19 protein-coding genes are annotated in these 20641 nt (G+C 72.5%); 8 read left to right on the forward strand and 11 right to left on the reverse strand.

What is annotated here, in order from left to right:
- Window position 1 precedes the first annotated feature (1 nt).
- The 6 genes from SRB5_RS13550 (at window position 2) to SRB5_RS13575 (ending at window position 5496) form a co-directional block, all read left to right on the forward strand.
- A complete protein-coding gene (locus SRB5_RS13550; protein ID WP_153452181.1) occupies window positions 2-508 on the forward strand; it encodes a MaoC family dehydratase in 507 nt (168 codons plus the stop codon).
- Between the two features lie 3 nt (window positions 509-511).
- Window positions 512-1717, forward strand: coding sequence for an acyl-CoA dehydrogenase family protein (locus SRB5_RS13555; protein ID WP_153452182.1), 1206 nt, complete (start codon window positions 512-514; stop codon window positions 1715-1717).
- A gap of 166 nt (window positions 1718-1883) precedes the next feature.
- Window positions 1884-2531 (forward strand): phosphatidylserine decarboxylase, encoded by a 648-nt coding sequence (locus SRB5_RS13560; RefSeq protein WP_153452183.1) that lies wholly within the window; start codon window positions 1884-1886, stop codon window positions 2529-2531.
- A complete protein-coding gene (gene pssA, locus SRB5_RS13565; protein ID WP_153452184.1) occupies window positions 2518-3369 on the forward strand; it encodes a CDP-diacylglycerol--serine O-phosphatidyltransferase in 852 nt (283 codons plus the stop codon). The genes SRB5_RS13560 and pssA overlap by 14 nt, the downstream gene beginning before the upstream one ends.
- 129 nt (window positions 3370-3498) lie before the next feature.
- Window positions 3499-4977: an AlkA N-terminal domain-containing protein gene (locus tag SRB5_RS13570; RefSeq protein ID WP_153452185.1), complete on the forward strand. Its 1479-nt coding sequence runs from the start codon at window positions 3499-3501 to the stop codon at window positions 4975-4977.
- A gap of 6 nt (window positions 4978-4983) precedes the next feature.
- Window positions 4984-5496, forward strand: a complete 513-nt coding sequence (locus tag SRB5_RS13575) for a methylated-DNA--[protein]-cysteine S-methyltransferase (RefSeq protein WP_153452186.1) — start codon at window positions 4984-4986, stop codon at window positions 5494-5496.
- Between the two features lie 55 nt (window positions 5497-5551).
- Here SRB5_RS13575 and SRB5_RS37485 read toward each other — a convergent pair whose 3' ends face one another.
- The 3 genes from SRB5_RS37485 to SRB5_RS13590 all read right to left on the reverse strand — a co-directional run bounded on the left by SRB5_RS37485 (window position 5552) and on the right by SRB5_RS13590 (window position 9151).
- A complete protein-coding gene (locus SRB5_RS37485) occupies window positions 5552-6781 on the reverse strand; it encodes a vanadium-dependent haloperoxidase (RefSeq protein WP_323377869.1) in 1230 nt (409 codons plus the stop codon).
- Window positions 6782-6923: 142 nt separating this feature from the next.
- Window positions 6924-7709, reverse strand: coding sequence for a nucleotidyltransferase domain-containing protein (locus SRB5_RS13585; RefSeq protein ID WP_153452188.1), 786 nt, complete (start codon window positions 7707-7709; stop codon window positions 6924-6926).
- A gap of 11 nt (window positions 7710-7720) precedes the next feature.
- Window positions 7721-9151: a BCCT family transporter gene (locus tag SRB5_RS13590; RefSeq protein WP_153452189.1), complete on the reverse strand. Its 1431-nt coding sequence runs from the start codon at window positions 9149-9151 to the stop codon at window positions 7721-7723.
- A 143-nt stretch (window positions 9152-9294) separates the two neighbouring features.
- On the opposite strand from SRB5_RS13590, the gene SRB5_RS13595 reads away from it, so the two are divergent.
- A complete protein-coding gene (locus tag SRB5_RS13595; protein WP_323377870.1) occupies window positions 9295-10446 on the forward strand; it encodes a glycerate kinase in 1152 nt (383 codons plus the stop codon).
- 338 nt (window positions 10447-10784) lie between these two features.
- Here SRB5_RS13595 and SRB5_RS13600 read toward each other — a convergent pair whose 3' ends face one another.
- The 7 genes from SRB5_RS13600 to SRB5_RS13630 all read right to left on the reverse strand — a co-directional run bounded on the left by SRB5_RS13600 (window position 10785) and on the right by SRB5_RS13630 (window position 17902).
- Complete coding sequence (locus SRB5_RS13600; protein ID WP_323377871.1) at window positions 10785-12251, reverse strand: hypothetical protein; 1467 nt, start codon at window positions 12249-12251, stop codon at window positions 10785-10787.
- 99 nt (window positions 12252-12350) lie between these two features.
- Window positions 12351-13640, reverse strand: a complete 1290-nt coding sequence (locus SRB5_RS13605; protein WP_153452191.1) for an ABC transporter substrate-binding protein — start codon at window positions 13638-13640, stop codon at window positions 12351-12353.
- Window positions 13641-13677: 37 nt separating this feature from the next.
- Window positions 13678-14715 carry a branched-chain amino acid ABC transporter permease gene (locus SRB5_RS13610; RefSeq protein ID WP_153452250.1) on the reverse strand — a complete coding sequence of 346 codons (1038 nt, stop codon included), beginning with the start codon at window positions 14713-14715 and terminating at the stop codon, window positions 13678-13680.
- 4 nt (window positions 14716-14719) lie between these two features.
- Entirely contained in the window at window positions 14720-15610 is an 891-nt protein-coding gene (locus SRB5_RS13615) for a branched-chain amino acid ABC transporter permease (RefSeq protein WP_323377872.1), read from the reverse strand.
- Window positions 15607-16425 (reverse strand): ABC transporter ATP-binding protein, encoded by an 819-nt coding sequence (locus SRB5_RS13620; protein WP_153452192.1) that lies wholly within the window; start codon window positions 16423-16425, stop codon window positions 15607-15609. Before SRB5_RS13620 ends, SRB5_RS13615 begins: the two co-directional genes overlap by 4 nt.
- Complete coding sequence (locus SRB5_RS13625) at window positions 16422-17231, reverse strand: ABC transporter ATP-binding protein (protein ID WP_153452193.1); 810 nt, start codon at window positions 17229-17231, stop codon at window positions 16422-16424. The genes SRB5_RS13620 and SRB5_RS13625 overlap by 4 nt, the downstream gene beginning before the upstream one ends.
- 263 nt (window positions 17232-17494) lie before the next feature.
- Window positions 17495-17902 carry an ATP-binding protein gene (locus SRB5_RS13630; protein ID WP_153452251.1) on the reverse strand — a complete coding sequence of 136 codons (408 nt, stop codon included), beginning with the start codon at window positions 17900-17902 and terminating at the stop codon, window positions 17495-17497.
- A gap of 149 nt (window positions 17903-18051) precedes the next feature.
- Here SRB5_RS13630 and SRB5_RS13635 point away from each other — a divergent pair, with 149 nt between their 5' ends.
- Complete coding sequence (locus SRB5_RS13635) at window positions 18052-19185, forward strand: helix-turn-helix domain-containing protein (RefSeq protein ID WP_153452194.1); 1134 nt, start codon at window positions 18052-18054, stop codon at window positions 19183-19185.
- Window positions 19186-19195: 10 nt separating this feature from the next.
- On the opposite strand, the gene SRB5_RS13640 is transcribed toward SRB5_RS13635, so the two are convergent.
- Entirely contained in the window at window positions 19196-20608 is a 1413-nt protein-coding gene (locus SRB5_RS13640) for a phytoene desaturase family protein (protein ID WP_153452195.1), read from the reverse strand.
- Between the last annotated feature and the right edge of the window lie 33 nt (window positions 20609-20641).

The raw sequence follows: 20641 nt of genomic DNA on the forward strand, positions 1-20641 counted from the left end.
CATGCAGTTCGGCCGCACCTACGAGGAGTTCGAGGTCGGTGCCGTCTACAAGCACTGGCCCGGCAAGACGGTCACCGAGTACGACGACCATCTGTTCTGTCTGCTCACCATGAACCACCACCCCCTCCACATGGACGCGAACTACGCGGAGGAGACGACCGACTTCAAGCGCAACGTCGTCGTCGGCAACTACATCTACTCCCTGCTGCTGGGCATGTCCGTGCCGGACGTCTCCGGCAAGGCGATCGCCAATCTGGAGATCGAGTCGCTCAAGCACGTGGCGCCGACGTTCCACGGCGACACCCTCTACGGCGAGACGACCGTGCTCGACAAGTGGCCGTCCAAGTCGAAGAACGACCGGGGCATCGTCTACGTCGAGACCAAGGGCTACAAGCAGGACGGCACCCTCGTCTGCGTGTTCCGGCGCAAGGTGATGGTGCCCACGGCCACGTACATCGAGGCGCGCGGCGGCGAACAGCCCGGGCGTCCGGAACTCCGGGAGGGCTGAGCCATGGGCAGACTGGCGCAGACCGAGGGTCTGACCGACATCCAGCGGGAGATCGTCTCGACGGTCCGCGGATTCGTCGACAAAGAGATCATCCCGGTGGCCACGGAGCTGGAGCACCGTGACGAATATCCCACCGAGATCGTGGAGGGCCTGAAGGAGCTCGGCGTCTTCGGGCTGATGATCCCGGAGGAGTACGGCGGGCTCGGTGAGTCCCTTCTCACATACGCGCTGTGCGTGGAGGAAATAGCGCGCGGCTGGATGAGTGTGTCGGGAATCATCAACACGCACTTCATCGTGGCGTACATGCTCAAGCAGCACGGCACACAGGAGCAGAAGGACCACTTCCTGCCGCGGATGGCGGCCGGTGAGGTGCGTGGCGCGTTTTCGATGTCCGAGCCGGGGCTGGGCTCGGATGTGTCGGCCATCACGTCCAAGGGTGTGCGCGACGGGGACGACTTTTTGCTCACGGGCCAGAAGATGTGGCTCACGAACGGTGGCACGTCCACGCTGGTCGCGGTGCTGTGCCGGACCGACGAGGGGCATCCCGAGGGCACGGCGCCGCACAAGTCGATGACGACGTTCCTGGTGGAGAAGGAGCCCGGATTCGGCGAGGTGCGGCCGGGGCTGACCATTCCCGGGAAGATCGACAAGATGGGCTACAAGGGGGTCGACACCACCGAGCTCATCATGGACGGACTGCGCATTCCGGGTGATCGGGTACTCGGCGGCACCACCGGCCGAGGTTTTTACCAAATGATGGACGGCGTCGAGGTCGGCCGGGTCAATGTCGCCGCCCGTGGCTGCGGGGTGGCCCAGCGTGCCTTCGAGCTGGGCGTGGACTACGCCCAGCAGCGGCATACCTTCGGCAAGCCGATCGCGCACCACCAGGCGATTCAGTTCAAGCTTGCGGAGATGGCTACCAAAGTCGAGGCTGCCCATGCCATGATGGTCCGAGCAGCACGCAAAAAGGACACCGGGGAACGTAACGACCTCGAAGCAGGGATGGCGAAATATCTCGCCTCCGAATACTGCAAGGAGGTGGTGGAAGACGCGTTCCGCATCCACGGTGGCTACGGCTTCTCCAAGGAGTACGAGATCGAGCGTCTGTACCGTGAGGCGCCGATGCTTCTCATCGGGGAAGGTACCGCCGAGATCCAGAAAATGATCATTGGCCGCCGGCTACTCGAGGAGTACAGAAGTCAGGGGTAGTGTCGTTTTTGTGGGGAGAAGCCGGGAACACGACGGCGGTTCTTAGCCGTTGTGTTCCCACCGCCGGTCCCCGCGAGCTTGCCGAGGTGCCCGTCACAACCGGTAACATCCCGGAAAGCCGCCGTCCCCCCTGTCTACGCGGCACCCTCCGCTACGAAGGTCATCCATGCCCCACAGCAACTCCGAAGAGCCGCGTCGCAAGGTCCGCCTGGCCCGCGGTGCGTCGCCGTGGCTCCTCCCGACCTTGGCCACCGCAGCAGTCAGCCTCGCCCGCTCCCGGCGCTCCGGGAAGTGGGCCGTGGCCGCTGTGCCCACCACCGCGCTCGCGGCGGGCATGCTGTGGTTCTTCCGCGACCCCGACCGTGAGATCGCCGACGGCAGGGTGATCTCGCCCGCCGACGGCGTGGTGCAGAGCATCATGCCGTGGAAGGACGGACGCACCCGCGTCGCGATCTTCATGAGCCCGCTCAACGTCCACGTCAACCGCGCGCCCCTGGCGGGCACCGTCACGTCGGTGGAGCACATCCCCGGCGGGTTCGTGCCCGCGTTCAACAAGGAGAGCGAGAACAACGAGCGGGTCGTCTGGCACCTTGACACGGAGCTCGGCGACGTGGAGATGATCCAGATCGCCGGCGCGGTCGCGCGCCGGATCGTGCCCTACGTGCCGGCCGGCACGAAGGTGGAGCAGGGTGACCGGATCGGCCTCATCCGCTTCGGCTCGCGCGTCGACGTCTACCTCCCGGAGGGCGTCGAGGCCGGGGTCGAGGTCGGCCAGGCCACTGTCGCGGGGGTGACTCGCCTTGACCGTGATTGATCCCGACAAGACGACCTGGGTCGACGACGCCGTGGACGACGCCACGAAGGACATGCCGCTGTCCACGCGGCTGTCCATCGCGGACGCCCTGACGCTGTCGAACGCCACGTGCGGCTTCCTCGCCGTGTACTACACGACCACTGGTGTGCTGATGCCGCACCTGATGGGGACCGACGGTGACGGGGGCATCGCCCGGCACTCGGCCGCCACGGCCGTGATGCTGATGCTGCTCGCGTCCGTCTTCGACCTCTTCGACGGGCTGGTCGCGCGCAAGTTCCGGTCCTCCGCGATGGGGGCGGAGCTGGACAACCTGTCGGACCTGGTCAGCTTCGGGCTGGCGCCGGCGTACTTCGTGCTCGTGTACGGCATCGTGGCCGTGGACGCACATGAGCGGGTGTCGACGGTGGCGGCCGTCGTGGTGCTGCTGGCCGTCGTGCTCCGGCTGGCGCGGTTCTCGTGCGTGACGGTACGGGACGGGGTGTTCCAGGGGATGCCGTCGCCGTTCGGCGCGCTGACCGTCGTGTCGATCGTGCTGCTCGAGCTGCCGTTCGTGCCGACGCTGCTCGCGATCGTGGGGGTGGCCTGGCTGATGGTGAGCCGGGTCGAGTACCCGAAGCCCCGGGGGCGGCTGGCCGCGGCCACGCTGCTGTGGATCCTGATCAGCATGGGGTGCCTGACCGCGTGGGCCTTCGACGCGCCCGGTGCCTCGGCGCTGCTGCAGACCGGGTGCGCGCTTCAGGTGGTCACCGCGGCGACGATCCCGCTGTTCGCCACGGCGCGGCGGGTGAACACGATCCGCGACAACCGCCGTGAGGCCAGGGCTGCCGCCCAGGGGTGATCGGTTCTCTTGCGTCTGAGGGGCTCGGGGTTCTTCCCCGGGCCCCTTTGCCGTGCCCTCGCGGGGGGGAAGACAGTGATGTCGGATTCCCGCTAGCCGAGGGCCCCGGGCTCAGGAGAGGCTAGGGGCATGTACAGGGACCGGGAACGCTGCATACGGGCCGTCCAGGCGAAGGACCAACGCTTCGACGGGTGGTTCTTCACCGCGGTGAGGACCACCGGCATCTACTGCCGCCCCAGCTGCCCCGCCGTCCCCCCGAAGCCCGCGAACATGGTCTTCCACCCCAGCGCCGCCGCCGCGCAGGCCGCCGGCTTCCGGGCCTGCAAGCGCTGCCGGCCCGACACCAGCCCGGGCTCCCCCGAGTGGAACGTCCGCGCCGACGCCGTCGCCCGCGCCATGCGTCTGATCGCCGAGGGCGTCGTCGACCGCGAGGGCGTCACCGGCCTCGCGACCAGGCTCGGCTACAGCACCCGCCAGATCGAGCGCCAGCTCAACGAGGAGCTCGGCGCCGGTCCCCTGGCCCTGGCCAGGGCCCAGCGGGCGCAGACGGCGCGCGTCCTCATCGAGACCTCCGGGCTGCCGATGAGCGACATCGCGTACGGCGCCGGCTTCTCCTCCATCCGGACGTTCAACGACACCGTCCAGGAGGTCTTCGCCCTCTCCCCCACCGAGCTCCGCCGCCGCGCCGCCCGCGCCGCGAAGCCCCCGGCCGTCCCCGGTGTGATCGGCCTGCGGCTGCCCTTCCGCCGCCCCCTGACGCCCGACAATCTCTTCGGCCACCTCGTGGCCACCGCCGTCCCCGGCGTCGAGGAATGGCGCGACGGCTCGTACCGCCGCACGCTGCGCCTCCCGTACGGCCACGGCGTCGTGAGCCTGACGCCCGCCCCCGACCACATCGGCTGCCGCCTGGCCCTCACCGACCAGCGGGACCTCCAGGTCGCCATCGCCCGCTGCCGGCGGATGCTGGACCTTGACGCGGACCCGGTGGCCGTGGACGAGCAGCTGAGCCGCGACCCGCAGCTCGCGGAGCTCGTGGCCAAGGCCCCGGGGCGCCGTGTGCCGCGGACGGTGGACGGCGCGGAGTTCGCCGTACGGGCGGTGCTCGGGCAGCAGGTGTCGACGGCCGCGGCGCGCACGCACGCGGGGCGGCTCGTCAAGGCGTACGGGACACCCGTCGAGGATCCCTTCGGCGGTGGCCTGACGCACCTCTTCCCCGCCATGGAGACCCTCGCCGGCCTCGACCCGGAGACCCTCGCCATGCCGCGGTCCCGCCGTACGACCCTCACCACCCTCGTCGCCGCCCTGGCCTCCGGCGAGGTGGACCTGGGCGGCGGCAGCGACTGGGCGCGGGCCCGGGAGCGGCTGGCCGCGCTGCCGGGGATAGGGCCGTGGACGGTCGAGGTCATCGCGATGCGCGGGCTCGGCGACCCGGACGCGTTCCTCCCCACCGACCTCGGGATCCGCAAGGCCGCCCAGGCTCTCGGGCTGCCGTCCGCGCCCGCCGCGCTGACCCGTCACGCGGCGGCCTGGCAGCCGTGGCGGGCGTACGCGGTCCAGTACCTCTGGGCCACCGACGACCATCCGATCAACCTCATGCCCCAGGAGTGACACCAGATGCGTACGCACACCGTCGTCGACAGCCCCGTCGGCCCGCTCACGCTGGTCGCGGACGACGACCATCTCACCGGCCTCTACATGACGGGCCAGCGCCACCGCCCCGCGGAGGAGACCTTCGGCGTCCGGGGCGATCCGGCCGACGAGCCGTTCGCCTCGGCCGCCGCCCAGCTCACGGCGTACTTCGCCGGCGAGCGCACCACGTTCGACCTGCCGCTGCGGCTCGCGGGCACGGAGTTCCAGCAGCGGGTTTGGGAGCAGCTCCGCGCCATCCCGTACGGCGAGACCATCTCGTACGGTGAACTCGCCGAGCGCGTCGGCAACCCCGCCGCGTCCCGCGCGGTGGGCCTGGCCAACGGCAAGAACCCGGTGGGGATCATCGTCCCGTGCCACCGCGTCGTCGGCGCCAACGGCAGCATGACGGGCTACGGCGGCGGCCTGGAGCGCAAGCGGTATCTGCTGGGCTTCGAGTCCACGGGGAAGGCGCAGGAGGACGCCGGCGCCCTGTTCTGACCGGATCCTCCGGCCTTCCCCTCGCGTCAGGAGGGAGAGACCGGAGGACGCGCCGTCAGCGGCGGCGGACGAACGCGCGGTCCAGGACGTCGCGCGCGACCTCCCGGCCGAGTATGTCGCCCTCCTCGACGGCGGAGCGGTAGTGCACGCCCGCCCAGATCCTGGCCCCCTGCACCTCCCGCGCCGCCGCCGCGAGGCTGTCGAAGTGCCGCGTCGTACCGGAGTCTGCGCTGGCGGCGCCGAACGACACGTCGTCACGCCCGAAGAACACCCGCAGCGCCGCCATCGTCGCCGTCGTGAAGCACGCGTGCCCCGACGGGTACTCCGGCGACGGCGCCGTGCCCCGCAGCGGGGTCCAGCCCTCCTCGGGGCCGGTGGCCGGATTGCCGTCGGTGCCGGCCAGCGGGATCGCCGTCACCGGGCGCCAGAGGCTGTAGCGCAGTTTGGCGGCGTAGCACGGGATCAGCGCGTCGATCGCCGTCACGTAGACCATCGCGAGCATCCGGGCGGTCTGCAGGGCGCCGAGCCCGTGCGTGGTGGCCAGTTGGCGGCCGATGGCCCATTCGACCTGGCGCGGGTCGTCCCACCAGATCGCCGCCTCCTTCTGGTCCTGCGTGCGTACGGTGCTGCCGGCCGAGCCGACGGCCTTCACCTCGTTGAGGTCGCGGGCCCAGGCGGCGCTGGTCAGGGCCGGCGGCGGCTTGACGGGGTAGTCGCCCGCGTCGCGGATGACGAACGGCTTGAGGAAGGGGGTCCAGGCGCCGACGCCGATGTAGCCGGGCGGGGTGGGGCGCCAGTCGCCGGGCTCGGCGCCGACGGGCCAGGGCGCGGCGGGGTCGAAGCCGTCGTCGCGGCGGCTGTCGATCATGGCGGCGGCCGCGGCCTCCCCGACGGCGACACCGCCCCGTTCGGCGCGGCCGTCGGGGACCGCGGCGAGCGCCTCGTCGTATTGCGCGTCCAGGGACTCCTCCTGGGCGGGGAACATCCACAGGAGTACGTCGTGCGCGGCCGCGGCGACGGCGGCGGGCGTCGAGTCGCCGCGCCGGCTGCGGGGCGCGGTCACGAGCGGCTCGTACGGGCTGCCGGCGATCGCGTTGACCGCGTCGTACACGGCTCCCTGCACGACCGCGAAGCTGCGGGCGGCCGTGGTCGGCGGCTGGCGGGCGTTCTCGTAGATGGCCGTCTGGGCATGGACGTTCCAGGCGATGACGGCGTCGGACGGCTCGGTCCGCGCCTCGGCGGTGGTCGCGGCCGCCAGCGGTACGGTCACGGCGAGCGCGGTCACGACCGCCGTTGTGCGTAAGCTGCGCAAGGGTCCAGCGGTGGAACGGTTCATCGGTCAACCCCCATGCGTTCGTCGATGCCGGATTCGTCCGAGCGTATCGGGCACCTCTGACAGCGCGGCAGAGCGCCGGGTACGGATCCGGTCACGCCCGGTCACCGGCCGCCACCTCCGTGACGAGGTCGCGGGCCGTGCGCCGCGAGCCCGTGGCCAGCGCGCGGGTGGCGCGGTCGGCGAAGTCCGCGGGTGCGCCGGGGAGGTCCGCGGCGGCGGTCAGGGCGCCCTTCTCGTTGAGGCACCAGCGGCCGGCGCGGGCGTGCAGGGCCTGGGTGAGCAGGCCGACGCAGCGGGCCAGGCAGAGATGGACGTACAGGGCGTCGTGCGGGGCCTTGGCGGCGATGTCGAGGCAGAAGCCCGCCTCCCACAGCGCGCCCTCGTACAGGGCCTTGCCGAGGGCCTGCGGGTACGCCGTGGTCTGCGCGCGCAGGTCCGTCAGCTCGTCCGACGGGTCGGCGAGCACCTGCCCCAGGGCGACCTCGCCGGCGTACACGGGCGAGAAGAAGCCCAGCGGGTGGCCGGGCTGGACGCCGATCTCGTAGCGGCCCTCGCGGCAGTCCCGCCACACCGCGTGGACGCGGTCGGTGTCGCGCAGGATCCAGTCGACGGCCTCCCCCTCGGGTGTGGTCAGCCAGGCGCCGCCGTCGACCCACGGGCCCCAGCCGCCGGGTCCGGCGACCTCGACGGGCGCGCCGGTGAGGTCGGCGGCGAGGCGGCGCAGGGCGTCGGTGTCGAGGTCGCCGCGGTAGTAGACGCCGAGGTCCCAGTCGGAGTCGGGGCGGTGGGTGCCGCGGGCTCGGCTGCCGCCGAGGAGGACGGCCACCACGCCGTCGACGCGGGTGAGTTGGTCGGCGATCGCGTTGATGTCGGGCATGGGCGGGGAGTCTAGGGCCTGTGATCGCGGAGGGACTTCAGGAGGGCCACGCACAGGGCGAGCAGGACGGCGGTGAGCGGTAGGGCAGTCAGGACCGTCGCCGTGCGCAGGGCGTCGGGGCCGTCGGCCGTCAGGAGGGTCGCCGCCGCGCCGATGATCAGGACGCCCCAGGTGATCGCCGCCCACGTCGGGGGGTCGCAGCCCGTCGCCCCGGCCCCGGCGCGGGCGGCGGCGACGAAGAGCACGAGCACCAGGATCATCGCCGGTACGGGAGTGACCGCGCCCAGCGGCAGCGCCTTGAGCAGGTCGAACAGCGACGCCCCCGTGTCGTCCGGCACCGGGCGCGTCAGCTCCGCGGTCCCCTGCTGGTCCATCCGGATCGCGCCGCCGCCCAGCACGCTGAACCAGACGGCGGTGGCCGCGGCCGGCACCAGCAGCACGCCGGCCAGGAACGCGCGGACCGTACGGCCCCGGGAGATCCTGGCCAGGAAGACGCCGGCGACGGGCGCCAGCGACAGCCACCACGCCCAGTGGAAGACCGTCCCTGTCCCCGCCCCCGTCGCGAGCGCGGGCAGTTCGGCGAGGTATCCGCCCGTCGACGTCAGAAGGGTGTCGAGGGCGTGGACGGTCGGCCCGAAGAGCCACACCCAGAGCACGAGCAGGACGGCGAGGACGGCGCTCGCCAGGGTCAGCCGCCGCAGCCCCCGGTGCCGGGCCGATACGGCGAAGGCGGCCGTCAGTACCGCGAACACGATCAGCCGCAGCCGGGTGCCCGGTACGAGGCCCGTCACGATGCCGGCACCCGCCGTCAGTTGCAGCGCCGCCAGGCCGAGGGCCGTCGCCGTACCGACGCCCGCCGCGGACACCGCGAGCGCGTCGGCGCCACGGCCCGCCCGGGCGCCGAGCAGCGGCGTGAGGGCGCCGCCGATCCCGCGTACGCCCGGGTACGCCAGGGCCAGCGCGGTGACGCCGTAGACCGCCCACGGATGCAGCGTCCAGTGCAGGAGCGCGTACTCCAGCGCCGTACGCGCGGCGTCGTCCGTCCGCGGGGCGGCACCGGAGCCGGGGGGCGGGACGGTGTAGTCGGCGAGGGGTTCACCGACGCCGGCGAACAGCAGGCCGACGCCCATCCCCGCGCCGGCCAGCAGACCGAGCCACGCCACGGTGGTGAGCTCCGGCCGCTCGCCGGAGCCGCCCAGCCGCAGCCGCCCGTACCGGCTGAGGGCGACGACGACCAGCAGGACGAGGAAGACGTCGGCGACGGCGGCGTAGAGCCAGCCGAAGTTACGCAGCACCCAGCCGCCGGCGCCCCGGAGCGTGGCGGGGGCGGCGGCGCCCCAGACCGTGACGGCGAGCACGACCGCCACGGCGAACGCGAGCACCGCCCGGTCCGGCCGCGGTAAGTCGTCGGTCCTGGGCGGATCCCCCTCGACGGCACGCATGATCGCACTTTATGCGGGCCTTTGTTCCGCATGCCGCATTGACGGTTCCCCCGCGGGAAGCCCCGCGCGGTGATCCCTTCCGGCGCGTTTGCGGATATGGTCGCAGCGGCGCGACTGCCTGTTCGACCAGCAAGGGGTGCGATGTGACGGGCGGAGCAGAAAGCAGGCCGGGGCGGGTGCTGATCGCCGCGGACAAGTTCAAGGGGTCACTCACGGCCGTACAGGTCGCCGAGCGGGTCACCGCCGGGCTGCGGCGGGTGCGGCCCGGGGTGGAGATCGAGGCACTGCCCGTCGCCGACGGCGGTGACGGCACGGTCGCCGCGGCGGTGGCCGCCGGATTCGAGCGACGCGAGGTCGTCGTGACGGGCCCGGTGGGGACGCCGGTGACGGCGGCGTACGCGCTGCGCGGTGACACGGCCGTGGTGGAGATGGCGGAGGCCTCCGGGCTGCAGCTGCTGCCGCCGGACGCCCTGGCGCCGCTGACGGCGACCACGTACGGCAGCGGTGAGCTGCTGCGGGCGGCCCTGGACGCGGGCGCGCGGACGGTGGTGTTCGGCGTCGGCGGGTCCGCGACGACGGACGGCGGCGCCGGGATGCTGACGGCGCTGGGCGCGCGGCTGCTGGACGCGGCCGGGGCGCCGGTGGGGCCGGGGGGCGGGGCGCTGGCATCGCTGGCGTCGGCGGATCTGACGGGGCTGGACGCCCGGTTCACGGACATCGACCTGATCCTGGCGAGCGACGTCGACAACCCGCTGACCGGCCCGAAGGGCGCCCCCGCGGTGTACGGCCCGCAGAAGGGGGCGACGCCGCGGGACGTCGGCACGCTGGACGCGGCGCTGGCGCACTACGCCTCGGTGCTGGCGGCCACCCTGGGCCCGCGCGCGCTGGAGCTGGCGGGCCGCCCGGGCGCGGGGGCGGCGGGCGGGATCGGATACGGGGCGCTGGTGGGCCTCGGGGCGCGGTTCCGGCCGGGAATCGACGTACTCCTGGAGGTGCTGGGCTTCGCCCCGGCGCTGGAGCGTGCGTCACTGGTGATCACCGGCGAGGGCTCGCTGGACGCCCAGACCCTGCACGGCAAGGCCCCGGCGGGTGTCGCCGCGGCAGCCCGGGCGGCGGGCAAGCGGGTCGTCGCGGTCTGCGGCCGGCTGGCGATCGACGAGGCGGCCCTGCGGGGGGCGGGGATCGAACGGGCGTACCCCCTGTCGGCGCTGGAGCCGGACCCGGCCCGGTCGATGGCGGAGGCGGGACCGCTGCTGGAGCGGGTGGCGGAGCGAGTGGGGCGGGAGTGGCTGTGAGGTGACGGGACGCTGTCCCGTCACCTCACGGCGTACGGCACCGCGCTCAGCGTTGCGCTTACAGGCGTCTGCGGGGGTAGCCGTTCGGATGTCTGCACCCGGGAGAGTTCCCCACGGTTGGCGGGCTACAGGAAGCGGTGACCAGGGACATTCCGGTAGCCGCCAAAGAAAGCAAGGGGACGTCCGACACGCCTGCGCGCGTACGGGAAACGCTCCCAACCCGACCACGACGCGGCAGTACGCGCGTAGGTGTGTCGGGCGGCCCCGACCCGCTCGACGGCTTGAGCGCACCTCGGCAGACCCGAACACTGGACCAGAGGCCCGCGTCCCAGACGGTCTCACAGGCCCGCCAGCCCGAGGATCCGGTCCATCTGATCCAGCGGGAGCCCCGGGTTGGCAGCTGCGGCGGCGGCCACCCAACCCGACTCGTCGGCCACGAGCTGGGCCAGCGCATCGGGCGGTACGCCGGGGTGGGCCGCGATTTCGCGGCGGACCGACGATTCCGGGTCGGCAACCAGGCGGCGGATGAGATTCAGGGGCAGGTCAGGGTCCCGAGGGGAGAGTTCACGCATTCTCGGGTCCGGGTCCGTGGCCAGGCGGCGGAGGACAGAGGGCGGGAGGGGGAAGTCGTCGGCCGGGCGCCAGCGGATCTTGTTCGTTGGGGGGTAGGTGCGTTCCAGGCGTTCGGCGGTGGCCGCGTCGACCTGGTCGCGGGCGTGCCGGGCCATCGTGGTGCGGACGCTGTTCGACTTGTCGTCGAGCAGCCGGGCCACGACCGACGGGGGGAGGGTGTCGGACTCAGCGGCGGAGGCGCGGAAGCAGGTGTACGGCGAGTCCACGTGGGGCAGGGGGTCGGCGGTCACCCACGGGAGCCGCAGGGAGCCGAGCTCCGTCCGCGCCAGTTCGTACTCGATGTGCCGTTCGACGGCGTTGTCGTCCATGCCTTCGAGGTCGGCGAGCCAGCCTTTCGGAGACGCGTTCGCCAGCAGATGTGCGTGGATCGTGGAGCGCGTCGACTCCGGTGTGTCCCGGCGGGCGAAGATCCGGAGCATGACCCGGGGGTTGGTGTCCTCGGCCAGTACGTCCCGCAACGACGGCGGGAGACTGGAGTGCGCGGCGACCTCGATACGTACCTCCTCGTCCGGGTCCTCCGCCAGCCGCCGCGCCGTGTCCGCGTCGAGCGAGCAGTGCCGTACCGCCCCGACGCGCGTAACCGGGTCGGCCAGCAACGACGGGATCAGATCAGCGGGCGGGACGGGATGGGGGAGCCGGGCGTAATACGTCGCGCAGGCGTGCGCGCGGACCGTCCCCTCCGGATCCGTGAGCAGCAGCCGCCGTGCCTCCTCCGGCGCCTGCGGCCACCAGCGGGCGAGGGTCGCCCGTATCTCGGGGTCAGGGTCGGAGACCAGCCTCGCACGGAGATCCGCCGGTACGTGATCGCTCTGCGCGAGCTGGTCTCGTACCTTCGAGTCGGTGTCGCCGATCAGGCGCTCGAACAGCTCACGCGGCGAGTGCTCCGCGGCAACCACCACGGCCACACGTACCGACGGATCCGGATGCCCGGCGAGTGTCAGCCGGAAGGCGGAGGGCAGGCCGCGGTTCAGCGCGAGCGAGTGCGTGAGCCAATGGTCGTCCAGGGCGATGATCTCGCGGATCAAGTCGTCCGTCAGGTCCGGGCGCTTGGCGACCCGCCCCAGACCCGTGCGGCGGGCGAACAGCCTGCGGATGAACTCCGGCGGCAGCGCGGGGTTCTCCGCGAGGCCGTCCAGCACCTTGTCCAGGTGGGCAGGCGTGACGTCCGACACGGCAGGCGCCCCTTTTCAAGATCGGGCAGACGGGTTGCCGAGTCTACGACGGCCCTACGGGCGCCGGGGTACCCAAACGGCACCCCGGCGCCCCGGCGTTCACCCCGCCGACGGCGTGAACGACGTAGCGGCCTCCGACGTGAACTTCTCCTTCGCCACCGACGCCCCGCCCTTGGCCTTCTCGTCCGGGTGGAGGATGTAGCTCTCCCGCGTCGACGGCTGGCTCGGGTCCGAGAAGTCGTGCGTGATGCCGAAGCCCATGTCCGACGACGTCATCGACAGCAGGGCCTTCGTCACCCCCGCCCGCGTGATGTCCTTCGACTCGCACGCCTTCTTGATCGCCTCGCCGAACACCGCGGCCGCCGTGTAGCCCGCGATCATGCCGTTGTCCACCAGCTCACCGGGGTACTCCGCCTCGTAGTCGGCCACCAGCTTCGCCGGGCCCGGCTCGGAGGAGCCGATGGGGAGGGTGGACGCGGCGAAGAAGAAGTTCGCCAGCAGCGCCGGCGCCGCCTGCGTCTTCAGCAGCTGCGGGGAGTACGTCGGGTTCGACCCGACGACCGGCACCGCCAGCTTGGCCGCCGCCGCGACCCCGACCAGGGACGCCGACTGGGCCGGGCCCGCGCTGATCAGAATGGCCTTGACGCCGGCCTTCTTCAGCGCCGTGACCTGCGCCGTCATGTCCTGGTCGGTGGGTTTGATCTTCTGCTCGACGATCGTCAGCCCCGCCTTCTCCGCCGCGAACTTCGACCCGGCGACGGCGCTCTCGCCGTAGTCGCCCTCGAAGTACACGTGGCCGATCTTGTCGCCCTTCTTGACCCCCTTGTCCTTGACCAGGAAGTCCACCGCGTTGATCATCTCCACGTCGTACGTGGCCCCGATCTGCCGGATCGAGTCGGACCCCAGCAGCGTCGAGGACCACGCCTGCGGAATGACCAGCGCCTTGTCCTGCCCGTCGATCCGCTGCTTGACGGCCGCGACGAACGGCGAGCCGATGAACTGCGGGAACCCGAGGACCTGCGGCGCCAGTTCGGTGTACGCGGACACCGCCTTCTGCGGGTTGTAGCCGTGGTCCTTGACCTCAAGCTTCAGCTGCCGGTCGCAGATGCCGCCCGCCGCGTTGGTCTGCTTCACGTACAGCTGCTGGGCCTGCGTCACGCTCTTGCCGAGCGTCGCGTAGACGCCCGTCATGTCGGTCAGCGCGCCCAGGGTGATCGTCTTCGCGTCGACGCCCTTGTCGGTCTTGACGGCGGAGGCGCCGCCCTTGTCCGTACCGGAGGGTTCGTCGTCCTCGGCCTTGCTGCTGCAGCCGGCGGCGGTCAGCGCGAGCACCGCGGCCAGCGCGACGACCACGCGTCTTGAGGCGGGTGCGGGGAACGGAGTGTGCATGCGGTGCTCCTTTACGGAAGGACCTCGTGAGGGTTTGTTACGAAGGCTTGCGGGCGGTCCCGGCGCGCAGCCGGGTCAGACCGCCGGGAAGGAAGAGCACCACCGCGACCACGGCGGCGCCGTAGAGATAGCGGGACGCCTCGCCCGGGGCCACGCCGCCCGTGCCGGGGGCGGAGACCAGGGGGAGGGCGTCGCTGTAGCGGTCGAGCAGCTGGGGCAGCAGCGAGACGAACACGGCGCCCAGCACGGCTCCGGAGACCGAGCCGAGGCCGCCGATGACGACCATCGCGAGATACTCGAGGGACAGGGCGAAGCCGAAGTACTCCGGTACGGTCCGCTGGAAGACGAGCGCCAGCAGTACGCCCGCCAGCCCGGCGTACATCGACGACACCACGAACGCCTGCGCCCGCACCCGCGCCACCGGCACGCCCATCACCCCGGCGGCGATCTGGTGGTCGCGGATCGCGTTCATCGCCCGCCCCGGCCGGCCGTGCAGCACGCCGCGGGCGAAGAAGGCACCGACGGCGAGCAGGACCAGGCCCGCGTACCAGAGCTTCTCCATCGACTGGAACGGCACCTGCAGCAGCGTCGCCGTCTCGTCGTCGAGCCGCAGCCCGAAGACGTTCAGCGGCGGGACGTCACGCCCGTTGTAACCCCCGGTCAGATCCCGGGCGTTGAACAGCACATGCTGCCCGATGAAGATCAGCGCCAGCGTCGCGATGCCGAGGTACGCCCCCCGCAGCCGCCCCGCGATGGGACTGAGCAGCCCCCCGGCGAGCCCCGCGAGCAGCACCGCGCCGACCACGGCGACCAGCGTCGGCAGCCCCAGACCCGTCACCCCGTCGTCACCGGTGCCGGCCAGGACGCAGTAGCCGTACGCCCCGACCGCGAGGAAGAAGGCGTGGCCCAGGGAGAGCTGGCCGGTGGCACCCGTCAGCATGTTCAGCCCGATGGCCCCGATCGCGGCCGCCATCGCGAACAGCCCCGACTGCAGCCAGAACCGGTCCACGTAGAACGGCAGTACGAGCAGGACGAGCACTCCCGCACCGCCCAGCCAGAAACGCGGACGGCGCATCACGTCAGACACGGCTCAGCTCCCTCGTCCCGAACAGCCCCGCCGGCCGCGCCAGCAGCACCAGCAGCATCACCAGATACGGCGCCACCTCGCCGATCCCCCGCCCCAGGAAGCTCAGGTCGTCCTGGTAGCCGGTCACCAGCGCCTCCGTGACGCCCACGATCAGCCCGCCGGCCAGCGCCCCCGTGGTGGAGTCGAGGCCGCCGATGATCGCCGCCGGGAAGGCCTTGAACGCGGCGAACGATGTCGCCGCCGCCAGCCCCGGCGTCGGGAACACCGTGAGGAACAGCGCCGCCACCGCCGCCAGCGCACCGGCCACCGCCCACGCGGCCAGGGACACCCGCCCCAGCCGTACGCCCATCAGCGCCGCCGTCTCCCGGTCCTCGGCCGCCGCCCGCATGGCGACGCCCCAGGAGGTGTACGTGAACGCCAGCAGGAACAGCGTGATGATCAGGGCGGCGGCGACGAGGGCCGCGATCCGCGTCTGCGGCACGGTGACCGAGCCGAGGGTGACGACGCGGTCGCCCCAGGGGTCGCCGAGGGCGAGGACGTCCGTGCCGATGCGGCGGGTGAGTTCGGTGAGCAGCAGGATGTCCACGCCGATCGTGACGATCGCCAGCACGCTGTGGTCGGAGCCCCGGTAGCGGCGGATGACGAGGAACTCCACGAGCGCCCCGACGGCCGCGGCGCCGCCGATGCCGACGAGGAGCGCGGGCCAGAAGCCGATGTCGTCGCTGAGGGTCGCGGCGATGAACCCGCCGGTGAGCAGGAGCGACGCGTGGGCGAAGTTAACGACTTCGGTGGCCTTGAAGATGACCACGAAGCCGAGGGCGATCAGGGCGTACACGGAGCCGATCGAGAGGCCGTTGATCAGCAGCTCGAGGAAGGTCGTCACGGACGCACCTCCTTCGGGGAGTCAGGGGACTCGGGTGCCCCGGAGGACCCCAGATACGCCCGGATCACCTCCGGATCGTTCTGTACGGACGCGGGCGGCCCGTCCGCGATGCACCGCCCGAAGTCGAGCACCGTGACGGTGTCGGCCAGCCGCATGACCACGCCCATGTCGTGCTCCACCAGCACCACCGAGATCCCCAGGCTCTCCCGCACCCCCGCGATCACGGACGCGGTACGCCGCCGCTCGTCGGACGTCATCCCCGCCACCGGCTCGTCCAGCAGCAGCACCCGCGGCTCCATGCACACCGCCCGCCCCAGCTCGACGAGCTTGCGCAGCCCGTACGGCAACGCCGCCGCCGGCTGCCCCAGATACGGCTCCAGCCCGGTGAACGCGGCGATCTCCCGGACCCGTTCCCGGTGCCGTGCCGCCTCCCGGGCGGCCGACGGCAGCCGCAGCCCCGCCGCGACGAAGCCGGTGCGGGTCAGCCGGTGGCGGCCCAGCAGCAGCGCGTCCTCGACGGTGGCGAACGGTGAGATGGCCAGGTTCTGGAAGGTACGGGCCATCCCGAGCCCCGCGATCTGGTGCGGCCGCAGCCCGGTGACCTCCGCGTCCCCCAGCCGTACGCTGCCGGAGGTCGCCCGGTACACGCCCGACAGGACGTTCAGCGTGGTGGACTTGCCCGCCCCGTTCGGCCCGATCAGGGCGTGCAGCGACCCGGGCTCGACGGTGAACGACACGTCGTCCAGCGCCAGCAGTCCCGCGAACCGCACGGTCAGTCCGCGTACCGCGAGCGGTGGAGGTGCCTCCCGGGTCATGGCACCCACCTCGTCAGCGCCGGTACGGAGGCGTCGACGGCCTGCTCCGCGTCGGCGGCGGCCGTCTCGTCGACGACGCCGAGATAGCGGTGCCGTACCTCGTCCGACCCCTTCAGCTCGGCCGCCGTCCCGGAGAGGGTGACCCGGCCGACCTCCAGCACCACGGCGGCGACCGCCACGCCCAGGGCGAGCGCGGCGTTCTGTTCCACCAGCAGTACGGACGTCCCCTGGGCGTTGATCTCCCGGACGGCCTCGGCGATGCGCTCCGCCATCAGCGGCGCGAGCCCCAGCGACGGCTCGTCGAGGAGCAGCAGCCGCGGTCCCCCCATCAGGGCGCGGCCGAGGGCGAGCATCTGCTGCTCGCCGCCGGACAGCAGTCCCGCGGGCTGGCCCGCCCGCTCCCGCAGCACCGGGAAGAGCTCGTGCACCCTGGTCAGGGCCGCCGCCGCGGACCGCCGTCCGCCGCGCGCGCCGAGCCCGCCGGCGCGCAGATTGTCGGCCACCGTCATCCGGGCGAACACCCGGCGCCCCTCGGGCACCTGCACCACCCCGGCGGCCACCACCTTGTCCGGGGGCAGCCGGTCCAGCCGCCGCCCGCCGAAGGTCACGCTCCCGCCGCGGATCGCGCCGCCGTGGAAGCCGAGGGTGCGGGACACGGCGCGCATCAGGGTCGTCTTCCCGGCCCCGTTGCCGCCCAGCACGGCGACGACGGCGCCCTCGGGCACCTCGAGGTCGACGCCTTCCAGGGCCTGGACCGGGCCGTAGCCGACGGTGAGTTCACTCACCTGCAGCGCGGCAGCCGTCATCGGCACTCCTTCCGTGGGTGGCGCACAGCCCAGCACCACGCCGGGGCCCCGTCCACGGCGCGGGGCGGAATCGCTGCCGCTGACCACCGGGGGCGGTGGGGGGTTGTGCACGGGCACAACGGGAGCGGCCCGGAGGTGGGCGTCGGTCTTCGGCTGCCGGTCGCGTCGGCTCTCGCGCATCCGGCCTCCGGCCGGGCTGGGGTGAGGTCCTCGGCAGCGGCTACGCCCGCATCGAGCCGCAGGACACCGCGACCCCAACAGACTCAACTCAACGTAGTCCACACGACCTTGCCCCAGCGCCGCGCATCTGTCCCCCAGTCCGCCGCCAGCTCCGCCACGAGAAGTAGCCCACGTCCGTCCTCCGCATCGTCGTTCCGCACGCATGACACGGGCAGTTCACGGGAAAGGTCCGACACGGCCACACGCACCGTTGCGAGGTCCGTCCGCTCCACCATCACGCGAATAGACCTACCCCGGGCATGCCGCAAGGTGTTGGTCACCAGTTCCGAAACGATCAGGGCACCGTCATCGGCCAATCGCCCCAGACCCCACGCCGTGCAGGCGGTACGCACCAGGCGGCGGGCGACGGCAGCGCTCCCGGGTTGGCGGGGCAGGGTCTCGCTGTACCCGGGGTGGCCGGTGTCGCGGACGTGGGTCACGGATTGCGGCATGTCGTTCTGCTTCCTCATGTCGGCTGACGCCCGGAACCGTTCGTACGGCCGCCGAACACCGTGGCATCAGGAAACCGCTGTTCACCCTTGACGGGAGGGGCCACCGGGGTGGCCTCGGGAGGGGCCTGCCGCCGGGTAGCTTGACTCGTATGGGCAACCAGGCAGGGCGCGAGCAGTTCGGTTCCTATCTGGCAGGCTTGCGCAAGCAGGCCGCGTTATCACAGCGAGCGCTCGCACAGCGGTTGTGCCTCATCGCCGGGATCACCACCCTCACCCGCCACGAGGTCTCCCGGTGGGAACGGGGTGGGTGTATCCCCGACGCCTGGCTGCCGTCGCTGGCGCAGGCGCTGGGAACGCCCCTCGACGACCTGCGGCACGGAGCCGCCCGGGCCCGGGGCGTCGTCGAGGCGGTGGAGAGCCCCGACGAGCGAGAGCCGGACGCGTACGTGCAGCACGCCGTGGGGTGGCTGCTGGCCCACGACAACCGACACGGTGGCGACCACGTGGCCGACGCCGCCCTCCAGGTCTGGGAGGCGGAACGCGCCGCGATCGCCGGCGACGACAAGCTGCGCCTCGCCCAGGTCGCGGAGATCGGCGAGGTCGCCGGCTGGCTGCTGCACGACGCGGCCCGGTTCCGCGAAGCCCGCGCCACCCTGGCCGAGGCCCACACCTTGGCCCGTCTCGCCGGACACCCGCCGCTGGAGTGGTTCATCCTGGACCTGATCGCCATGGTCGACGTGCACACCGGCGCGGTGGGTGAGGCGTTGGCGATCACGGACGAGATGCTGACCGGCCGTCAGGTCCGGGGACGGGTGGCGCTGATGGCCCAGGTCCGACGTGCCCGGGGGCTCGCGCAGGCGGGCGACCGGACCCGCGCGCTGGACGCCCTCGAGCGGGCCACGGGAGCGCTGCAGGACTCGATCCAGCCCACCGATCCCGCGTTCACCTGGTGGATCGATCCGACCGAAGTCGCCCTGCACACGGGCGAGGCCCTCCTCAGCCTGGACGATCCCCGCGGCGCGCTCCCGCACCTTCGGCAGAGTTCGGTCGCCTCCCTCGACGGAGGCCGGCGCGCGTTCGGCAACATCCTGGCGGAGCTGACCGCCCTCGTCCGACTCCACGCCTGGCGCGAGGCGGAGGCGCCGCTGCTACGGCTCGCGCCCGTCCTGCGTACGGTCACGTCCTCGCGCACCCGGGCCCGCCTGCACGCCACCATGCGGTCCGTGGAGCTCCACGGTCCGGCGTGGTTCGTGGAACTCGCACGTGAGGTGAGCACAAGGTGACCCCACAAGCTCACCCCCTCCGCAACGCCCGCCAAACCGCCCGAGCCGCGTTATGACCCCCCATCCCATGCACCCCCGGCCCCGGCGGTGTCGCCGACGAGCAGATGAACACCCGCGGATGCGGCGTCGCCCACGGGACTCGGGCCAGGCGGGGGCGGAGGAGGGACTGGAGGCCCGCGAAGGCGCCGCAGGCCGTGTCGCCGCCCACGTAGTTCGCGTTGCGCGAGGCCAGCTCCGGTGGGCCCATGACCGAGCGGGCCAGGATCAGGTCGCGGAAGTCCGGGGCGAAGCGGGTGATCTGGCGCTCGACCGCCTCCGTCGCGTCGCCCCGCCAGCCGTTCGGGACGTGGCCGTACGCCCAGAACACGTGCTTGCCCTCCGGCGCCCGCGACGGGTCGGCCGGCGTGGGCTGCGTCGTGATCAGGAACGGCACCGTCGGGTCGGCGCCCGACACCGCCGCCCGCTCCGACGCGTCGATCTCCGCCGACGTGGGGCCCAGATGGACCGTCCCCGCCGCGCGGGCGTCCGCCGAGGTCCACGGGACCGGGCCGGACAGGGCGTAGTCGATCTTGAAGACGGAGGGGCCGTACCGATACCCCTCGTACACGTTCCCCAGCCCCGCGATCCGGGCGAGGGCCGTCGGCGAGGTGTCGAAGACGTACGCCCGGGCCGGCGGCAGCTCGTCCAGCCGCTTCACCGTCACCCCCGTGTGCACCACGCCCCCGTTCAGCCGCAGCACCGACGCCAGCGCGTCCGAGATCGACTGTGACCCCCCGCGCGCGAACGGCCACCCCACCGCGTGCCCCGCCAGGGCGAACGCGAGGCCCATCGCCCCCGTCAGGAAACCGCCCGACGGCGCCGCCGAGTGCGCCGCCAGTCCCGCGAACAGTCCCCGCGCCCGCTCCCCCGTGAAGCGCCGCATCACCGCCGACGCCGGCAGCCCGAAGCGGCCGAGGCGGGCGAGCAGCAGCGGGTCCCGGGGGATCGTGCCGGGGGAGGCCGTGAGGAAGTCCCGCGCCAGTACGTCCCACCGGCCGGCGAACGGGGCCACCAGCCGCCGCCACGCCCCCGCGTCCCGGGAGCCCAGGGACATCGCCGTCTCCCCCACCGACCGGGACAGCACGGCGGCCGTGCCGTCGGGGAACGGGTGGGCCATCGGCAGCTCCGCGTGCACCCACTCCAGCCCGTGCCGCTCCAGTCCCAGCGCCCGGAAGGCCGGCGAGCTGATCCCGAAGGGATGCGCGGCGGAACACGGGTCGTGGCGGAAGCCCGGGAGGGTGAGCTCCTCGGTGCGGGCGCCGCCGCCGATGGTGTCCGCGGCCTCGAACACCTCCACCGAGAAGCCGCGGCGGGCGAGTTCGGCCGCGGCGGTCAGCCCGTTCGGCCCCGCACCCACGACCACCACATCGACCAGCGACGTCATTCTCGCCCGCACTCCTTCCATCCGCGGCCGAGG

Origin of the sequence: Streptomyces smaragdinus (assembly GCF_009604385.1) — a bacterium.
Lineage (GTDB): Bacteria > Actinomycetota > Actinomycetes > Streptomycetales > Streptomycetaceae > Streptomyces > Streptomyces smaragdinus.

Coding starts and splice junctions, on each gene's coding strand:
- SRB5_RS13550 (WP_153452181.1), top strand. CDS start 2: ATGCAGTTCGGCCGCACCTACGAGGAGTTCGAGGTCGGTGCCGTCTAC.
- SRB5_RS13555 (WP_153452182.1), top strand. CDS start 512: ATGGGCAGACTGGCGCAGACCGAGGGTCTGACCGACATCCAGCGGGAG.
- SRB5_RS13560 (WP_153452183.1), top strand. CDS start 1,884: ATGCCCCACAGCAACTCCGAAGAGCCGCGTCGCAAGGTCCGCCTGGCC.
- SRB5_RS13570 (WP_153452185.1), top strand. CDS start 3,499: ATGTACAGGGACCGGGAACGCTGCATACGGGCCGTCCAGGCGAAGGAC.
- SRB5_RS13575 (WP_153452186.1), top strand. CDS start 4,984: ATGCGTACGCACACCGTCGTCGACAGCCCCGTCGGCCCGCTCACGCTG.
- SRB5_RS13585 (WP_153452188.1), bottom strand. CDS start 7,709: ATGCCCGACATCAACGCGATCGCCGACCAACTCACCCGCGTCGACGGC.
- SRB5_RS13590 (WP_153452189.1), bottom strand. CDS start 9,151: ATGCGTGCCGTCGAGGGGGATCCGCCCAGGACCGACGACTTACCGCGG.
- SRB5_RS13605 (WP_153452191.1), bottom strand. CDS start 13,640: ATGCACACTCCGTTCCCCGCACCCGCCTCAAGACGCGTGGTCGTCGCG.
- SRB5_RS13610 (WP_153452250.1), bottom strand. CDS start 14,715: ATGCGCCGTCCGCGTTTCTGGCTGGGCGGTGCGGGAGTGCTCGTCCTG.
- SRB5_RS13620 (WP_153452192.1), bottom strand. CDS start 16,425: ATGACCCGGGAGGCACCTCCACCGCTCGCGGTACGCGGACTGACCGTG.
- SRB5_RS13625 (WP_153452193.1), bottom strand. CDS start 17,231: ATGACGGCTGCCGCGCTGCAGGTGAGTGAACTCACCGTCGGCTACGGC.
- SRB5_RS13630 (WP_153452251.1), bottom strand. CDS start 17,902: ATGCCGCAATCCGTGACCCACGTCCGCGACACCGGCCACCCCGGGTAC.
- SRB5_RS13635 (WP_153452194.1), top strand. CDS start 18,052: ATGGGCAACCAGGCAGGGCGCGAGCAGTTCGGTTCCTATCTGGCAGGC.
- SRB5_RS13640 (WP_153452195.1), bottom strand. CDS start 20,608: ATGACGTCGCTGGTCGATGTGGTGGTCGTGGGTGCGGGGCCGAACGGG.